The 6,102-nt window shown below is 73.8% G+C and carries 7 protein-coding genes; 4 read left to right on the forward strand and 3 right to left on the reverse strand.

Annotated elements, in window-relative coordinates; genetic code table 11:
• Positions 1–48: 48 nt before the first annotated feature.
• Positions 49–660 carry a carbonic anhydrase gene (locus tag E2C05_RS14580; RefSeq protein ID WP_133220373.1) on the forward strand — a complete coding sequence of 204 codons (612 nt, stop codon included), beginning with the start codon at positions 49–51 and terminating at the stop codon, positions 658–660.
• Positions 661–750: 90 nt separating this feature from the next.
• On the opposite strand, the gene E2C05_RS14585 is transcribed toward E2C05_RS14580, so the two are convergent.
• Positions 751–1,143: a RidA family protein gene (locus E2C05_RS14585; protein WP_133220374.1), complete on the reverse strand. Its 393-nt coding sequence runs from the start codon at positions 1,141–1,143 to the stop codon at positions 751–753.
• A 139-nt stretch (positions 1,144–1,282) separates the two neighbouring features.
• On the opposite strand from E2C05_RS14585, the gene E2C05_RS14590 reads away from it, so the two are divergent.
• Together E2C05_RS14590 and E2C05_RS14595 are read left to right on the forward strand one after the other, a co-directional pair.
• Positions 1,283–2,317 carry a DNA recombination protein RmuC gene (locus E2C05_RS14590; RefSeq protein ID WP_240046742.1) on the forward strand — a complete coding sequence of 345 codons (1,035 nt, stop codon included), beginning with the start codon at positions 1,283–1,285 and terminating at the stop codon, positions 2,315–2,317.
• Positions 2,314–3,561: a NupC/NupG family nucleoside CNT transporter gene (locus E2C05_RS14595; RefSeq protein WP_192912466.1), complete on the forward strand. Its 1,248-nt coding sequence runs from the start codon at positions 2,314–2,316 to the stop codon at positions 3,559–3,561. The genes E2C05_RS14590 and E2C05_RS14595 overlap by 4 nt, the downstream gene beginning before the upstream one ends.
• A 115-nt stretch (positions 3,562–3,676) precedes the next feature.
• Here E2C05_RS14595 and E2C05_RS14600 read toward each other — a convergent pair whose 3' ends face one another.
• Both E2C05_RS14600 and E2C05_RS14605 read right to left on the reverse strand, forming a co-directional pair.
• Complete coding sequence (locus tag E2C05_RS14600) at positions 3,677–4,309, reverse strand: peroxiredoxin-like family protein (RefSeq protein WP_133220376.1); 633 nt, start codon at positions 4,307–4,309, stop codon at positions 3,677–3,679.
• Positions 4,310–4,425: 116 nt separating this feature from the next.
• A complete protein-coding gene (locus E2C05_RS14605) occupies positions 4,426–4,992 on the reverse strand; it encodes a carboxymuconolactone decarboxylase family protein (RefSeq protein WP_133220377.1) in 567 nt (188 codons plus the stop codon).
• Positions 4,993–5,138: 146 nt separating this feature from the next.
• On the opposite strand from E2C05_RS14605, the gene E2C05_RS14610 reads away from it, so the two are divergent.
• On the forward strand, positions 5,139–6,053 hold the full coding sequence (locus E2C05_RS14610; protein WP_133220378.1) for a LysR family transcriptional regulator: 915 nt from the start codon (positions 5,139–5,141) through the stop codon (positions 6,051–6,053).
• The last annotated feature ends 49 nt before the right edge of the window (positions 6,054–6,102 follow it).

Consider the following 6,102-nt stretch of genomic DNA (forward strand, 5'->3'; position numbering starts at 1 on the left):
GCGGCGTGTTGCCGCGCCGGATCTGGACCGGGTGGCGGAGGTGACCGCATGGATCGGCTGATGGCGGGCTACCGGCGCTTCCGCGCCGAAACCTGGCCGCGGGAGCGCGAGCGGTTCGAGGCGCTGGCGGCCGAGGGCCAGCGGCCGCGCACCATGGTCATCGCCTGTTCCGACAGCCGCGTCGATCCGCAGATGATCTTCTCCGCCGGGCCGGGGGAGCTGTTCGTGGTGCGCAACGTGGCCAACCTGGTGCCACCCTACATGCCGGATGCGGCCTTCCACGGCACCAGCGCGGCGGTGGAATTCGGCGTCCGGGTGCTGCAGGTGAAGAACCTGGTGGTGCTGGGCCATGCGCTGTGCGGCGGGGTGAAGGCGCTGCTGGACGGCGTGCCGCCGATGGCCGGGGATTTCGTCGCCGGCTGGATCAGCATCGCCGAGCGGGCGCGGACCGCCGCGCTGCAATGCGACGACCCCGAGGCGCGGCAGGAAGCGGGCGAGCATGAGGCGGTGCGCATTTCCCTGCGCAACCTGATGACCTTCCCCTGGGTGGCGGAAGCGGTGGGAGAGGGCAGGCTGCGGCTGGAAGGCGCGCATTTCGGCGTGGCGACCGGGCGGCTGGTGATGCTGCAGCCGGACGGGTCCTTCGCACCGGCGACCTGACCGGGCGACGGCGCGACCCTGTGGCGTCGCTTCGGGGTCGCGCGCCGCCGTCGGGCGCCCCGCTCTGGGCGCGTCCCGACCAGGTTGGGCCTAGGCGAGTGCCACGCACTCGATCTCGATGTCGAATTCCAGCGGCCAGGACCCGACCGCGACGAAGGTGCGCGCCGGCGGCGCCTCCCCGGCGAAATACCGGGCGTAGATGGCGTTGATCTTCGCGAACCAGGCGCTGTTGGCGCAGTAGATCGTCACCTTCACCACCTTCTCCAGCGAACTTCCCGCCGCCTCCAGCGCATGCCTCACCGCGGCCAGCGACGCCTCGGTCTGCGCCTCGATCCCGCCCTGCACGATCTTCCCCGTCACCAGGTCGATCCCCGGCAGGCCGGAGACGAAGACGAAGCCGTTCGCCCGCACGACGGGCGAGAGCGGCACGCCGGTCCGCCGGATGGTGTCCGAGATGACCGGAACCTCGATGATCTCCTTCATCGCCCTCTCCCGTGCCTGAGCGGAACAGCCTTCCATGGCCGCCGCCGCCCGGTCCAGCCCGCCGCGCTGGCCGCCGCGCCGGCCGGGATGCCAGGATGCGGCAGGCGCGACTCGGGACGCCGCGCCAGGGGGAGAGGCCTTGCCCGACTGGCTGCTGCCGCTGTTGGTGCCCCTGGTCGCCATGCTCGCCGGCGCCCTGCTGGCCGGCGCCATCGCGCTCGCCGCCCGGCCCCGGGGCGGCGGCGAGGGGATGCTGCTGCTGGCCGAGCGGATGGAGGCGCTGTCCGACCGGCTCGACACCGCCGTCGCGGCGCAGAACGAACGCCTGTCCCGCGCCCTGGCCGAGAGCGCCGACCGCACCCAGGACAGCGCCCGCCGGATCCATGAGCGCCTGGCCGTCATCGACGCGGCGCGGGCGAATATCGAGGCGCTGGGCGGGCAGGTGACCACGCTCGCCCAGATCCTGGGCAATAAGCAGGCCCGCGGCGCCTTCGGCGAGGTGCAATTGCGCGACATGCTGGCCGACCGGCTGCCGGCGGATGGCTGGGCCTGGCAGCACACGCTGGCCAATGGCACCCGCTGCGACGCGCTGATCCGGCTGCCCTTCCCGCCCGGCCCGATCGCGGTGGACAGCAAATTCCCGCTCGAGGCCTGGCAGGCACTGCGCCGTGCCCAGGACGACCATGCCCGCAGCCAGGCCGAGCGGCGCCTGGCGGCCGATATCCGCCGGCATGTGGACGACGTGGCGCGGAAATACATCTGCCCGGGCGAGACGGCGGAGGGCGCCCTGGTCTTCCTGCCGTCCGAGGCGCTGCATGCCGACCTGCACGCCCTGTTCGGCGCCCTGGTGCAGGACGCGGCGCGGAAGGGTGTCTATCTGGTCTCCCCCGGCACGCTCTGGGCGGTGCTGGGCGCCATGCGCGCCCTGATGCGCGACGTGCGCCTGCGGGCCGAGGCACAGCAATTGCGTCGGGAAGTCGCGCGGCTGGCGGCGGAGACCGAGCGGCTGGACCAGCGCGTGGCCAACCTGAAGCGCCATTTCGCGGAGATGCAGGCGGACGTGCAGCAGATCGAGATCACCGCGCAGCGGATCACCGCCGCCGGCGCGCGCATCGAGGCGGTGGAGATGGACCCCCCCGCCACCCCGGCCCCGCCGGCGCGCGCCGCCGAATGAGCCTGCTGCAGGGGCAGGCCGCGCTCGGCCTGCTGTCGCTCTGCCTGCTGGCCTGGGCCTGCGGCGGCTGCCGGCGCGGCGTGCGGCCGCGGGTGGTGGTGGCGGGGCTGCTCGGCCAGCTGCTGGTCGCCGGGGCGCTGCTGCACATCCCGCCGCTGCGGGCCGGCTTCGCCGCCATCGGCGATGCGGTGGAGGCGCTGGCGCGCGCCACCCGCGCCGGCACCGCGCTGGTCTTCGGCTATCTCGGCGGCGCGCCGCTGCCCTTCGCCGAGACCATGCCGGGCGGCAGCTTCATCCTGTTCTTCCAGGCCCTGCCGCTGGTGCTGGTGGTCGGCGCTCTCTCCGCGCTGCTGTATCACTGGCGGGTGCTGCCGCTGGTGGTCGACGCGCTGGCGGCCGGGCTGCGCCGGCTGTTCGGGCTGTCGGGCGCCTGCAACCTCTCGGTCGCCGCCAATGTCTTCGTCGGCATGGTGGAGGCGCCGCTGCTGATCCGCCCCTGGCTCGGCACCCTGACCCGGGCGGAGCTCTTCGTCGCCATGGTCGCCGGCCTCGCCACCATCTCAGGCAACATGCTGGTGGTCTATGCGACCATGATCGCGCCGGTGGTGCCGGATGCGGCGGGGCAGCTGCTGACCGCCAGCCTGGTCTCGGCGCCGGCCGCAATCCTGGCGGCGCTGCTGATGCTGCCGGAGGGCGAGGCGCCGGCCGCGCCTGCGCCGGAAGGCCCGATGCCGCGGCTGTACGACAGCAGCATGGATGCGGTGGTGCGCGGCACCGCCGATGGCCTGCAATTGCTGCTCGGCATCATGGCCTCGCTCATCGTCTTCGTCGCGCTGGTGGCGCTGGCCAATGCGGTGCTGGAGCCGCTGACCGGCCTGACCCTGCAGCGCGTCGCCGGCGTCCTCTTCTGGCCGCTGGCCTGGGCGATGGGCGTGCCGGCGGCGGAATGCGCGACGGTCGCCCGCAGCCTGGGCATCAAGGTCGTGGTGAACGAGTTCGTCAGCTACCTGGAGCTTGCCGCCAGCGGCGGCGCCGGCCTCGCCGAACGGTCCCGCCTGATCCTGACCTATGCGCTGTGCGGCTTCACCAATTTCGCCTCGGTCGGGATCATGGTGACCGGCATGGCGGCGCTGTGCCCGGAGCGCCGGGCGGAGATCACCCGCCTCGGCCTGCCGAGCCTGGTCGCCGCCACCATCGCCTGCTGCATGGCCGGCGCGACGGTGGGCGTGCTGACGGCGCCCTGACGCGCGGTTTCCAAGGGCCCTTCGGCCAATGCGGGTCCCATGGACGATGCTGCGCATCGTCCATGGGGGTCCGGGGCGGGTGAGGGTCCGGGAGAGCGCGGGGCCTCGCCTGCGGTCAGTGCCGCGTCAGGGCGGCCAGCGCCTCCGCCGGCTCCACCCGCTTGCGGTAGTCGGCCTCCGCCCGGCCGAACACCAGCCGGCCATCGGCGCCCGCGACGAAGGTTCCCGGGATGGGCAGCGCCCAGCCGACCGGGCCGTTGATGCGCGGCAGGTCGTGGCCGAAGCGGGTGTAGAGCGCGATGAGGTCCGCCGGCATCTCGAACAGCAGGCCGAAGGCGCGCGCGGCGATCCCCTCGCTGTCGGACAGCACGGGGAAGGCCAGATCGTTCTTCTCGGCGGTGGAGAGCGAGGCGTCCGGCGTCTGCGGGCTGATCGCCACCAGCGTGACCCCGGCCGCGGTCATCGCCGCCAGCTCCTTCTGCCAGGCGCGGAGCTGCAGGTTGCAATAGGGGCACCAGCCGCCGCGGTAGAAGACGATGGCCACCGGCCCCAGGTCCCGCAGCCGGACCGGCCGGCCCAGCGCGTCGGGCAGCGTGACATCCGGCAGGGCGGCGCCGGCGCCCAGCGCCCGCGCCTCGATCCCGCCGGCGCGGAGATCCGCGATCTGCGCCGCGATCAGCGCCTGCGCCTCGGCCGGCGCCTTGTTCCGCCATTCCGCCGCGAAGGCGTCGAGTTCCTGTTGCAGCATGGTCCGGTCCTTCGGTCCGGGGTCTGTCGGGGCATCGAGGGTGCGGGGCAATGCCCTCCGGAAACCCGCGGGCCTTCCCGCCGGGCCGGCAGCGAAGGGCATGTCCGCGCAAGGGGTCAGGCCGCGTGCTGCGACGGGGCGTGCCACAGCGTCTTCGCCATGAAGTCGTCGAAGGGCGTGTGGGTCAGGTGGTTGACGTAGTTGCTGATGGTCTTGGTGGCGACGACCAGTACCACCTCCAGCACCTGCGCCTTGCCGTAGCCGGCGGCGAGGACGTCGGCGACCTGCGCCTCGGAGAGGTTGCCGCGCTGCTCGACCACCGCGGCGGTGAAGCGCGCGAGCGCGTCGAGCTTCGCGTCGGGCAGGGCGGTGCCGGCGCGCAGCGCCTCGATGCTCGCCGCGTCCAGCTTGGCCATGCCGGCGAGGACGGCGTGGCCGGAGACGCAGTACTCGCAGGCGTTGACCCGGCTGGCGGTGAGGAAGGCCACCTGCTGCTCGGCCGGCGTCAGCGTGCCCTGGCCGACCAGGCCGAACAGCATGTCGTAGCCCTGCAGCGTGGTCGGGCTCTCGGCCAGCGTCGCATGCAGGTTCGGAATGAAGCCCCAGGCCTTCCGGATGCCGGCCAGCTGCGGGCCGGCCTGGCCGGGGGCGGTCTCGGCGGTGTGGCGGGGGAAGTCGATCATGGTCGTCTCTCCGGAAGGGCGCCTCGGCGCTGGCCGCCGGGCGTGGACGAACCCTGCCGCGCCGCCACGCCGGGCGGATCGTCCCGCTGCCGGTTTGCCCCCATACGCTTTGCGGATGGGCCGGGGCCGCGGCATCCTGACGGGGCATGGACCTGTTGCTGCATTTCCGCGCCTTCGTCCGCGTCGCCGAGCTCGGCGGCTTCTCCGCCGCGGCGCGGGCGCTCAACACCTCCCAGCCTGCGGTGTCGCGGCAGGTGGCGGATCTCGAAGCCCGGCTCGGCGCGCGGCTGCTGCACCGCTCCTCCACCGGCGTGTCGCTGACCGAGGAAGGGCGCGCCTTCCTCGATGCCGCGCGGCAGGCGCTGGATTCGGCGGATGGCGCGCTGGGGGCGGTCGGCGCGCGGCGCGGGGAGGTCGCGGGCGAGGTGCGGCTGGGCGCGCCGCTGGCCTTCGGCCGCCTGCACATCGTGCCCAGGCTGCCGGCGCTGCTGGAGCGGCATCTCGGACTTTCCCTCGACCTGGTGCTGGGCGATGCCTTCGGCGACCTGGTGCAGGACGGGCTGGATGCGACCATCCGCATCGGCGTGGTCACCGACCCGGGGCTGATCGTGCGGCGCATCGGGCTGACCCGGCGGGTGACGGTGGCGAGCCCGGCCTATCTGGCGAAGGCCGGCGCGCCGCGGCACCCGGACGACCTGGCGAAGCATGACTGCCTGCGCTTCGCCGGCCTGTCGACCGGCGACACCTGGGTGTTCGAGCGGGCCGGCGAGGTGGCGCGGGTGCCCGTCACCGGCCGCTTCCGGGCCAGCGCCAGCGATGCGGTGCGGACGGCCGTGCTGGCCGGCATGGGCATCTTCGTCGCGCCGGTCTGGCTGTTCGGGCCCGAGATCGCCAGCGGCGAGGTGGTGACGCTGCTGGAGGACTGGGCGCCGCCGGCGGTGCCGATCCAGGTGGCGACCAGCAGCCGCCGGCAGGTGCCGCCGCGGGTGCGGGCGGTGACGGACCACCTGGCGGCGGAGTTCCGGCTGGACCCGCTGCTGACGGATTACGGGATGGGCTGAGGAATGCCCCCGGACGGCCGGCGGGCGCCCGGCCCGGCCGGGACCGCGG

The sequence above is a fragment of the Paracraurococcus ruber genome (assembly GCF_004353985.1).
Classification (GTDB): Bacteria; Pseudomonadota; Alphaproteobacteria; order Acetobacterales; family Acetobacteraceae; genus Paracraurococcus; species Paracraurococcus ruber.

Coding starts and splice junctions, on each gene's coding strand:
- E2C05_RS14580 (WP_133220373.1), top strand. CDS start 49: ATGGATCGGCTGATGGCGGGCTACCGGCGCTTCCGCGCCGAAACCTGG.
- E2C05_RS14585 (WP_133220374.1), bottom strand. CDS start 1,143: ATGAAGGAGATCATCGAGGTTCCGGTCATCTCGGACACCATCCGGCGG.
- E2C05_RS14595 (WP_192912466.1), top strand. CDS start 2,314: ATGAGCCTGCTGCAGGGGCAGGCCGCGCTCGGCCTGCTGTCGCTCTGC.
- E2C05_RS14600 (WP_133220376.1), bottom strand. CDS start 4,309: ATGCTGCAACAGGAACTCGACGCCTTCGCGGCGGAATGGCGGAACAAG.
- E2C05_RS14605 (WP_133220377.1), bottom strand. CDS start 4,992: ATGATCGACTTCCCCCGCCACACCGCCGAGACCGCCCCCGGCCAGGCC.
- E2C05_RS14610 (WP_133220378.1), top strand. CDS start 5,139: ATGGACCTGTTGCTGCATTTCCGCGCCTTCGTCCGCGTCGCCGAGCTC.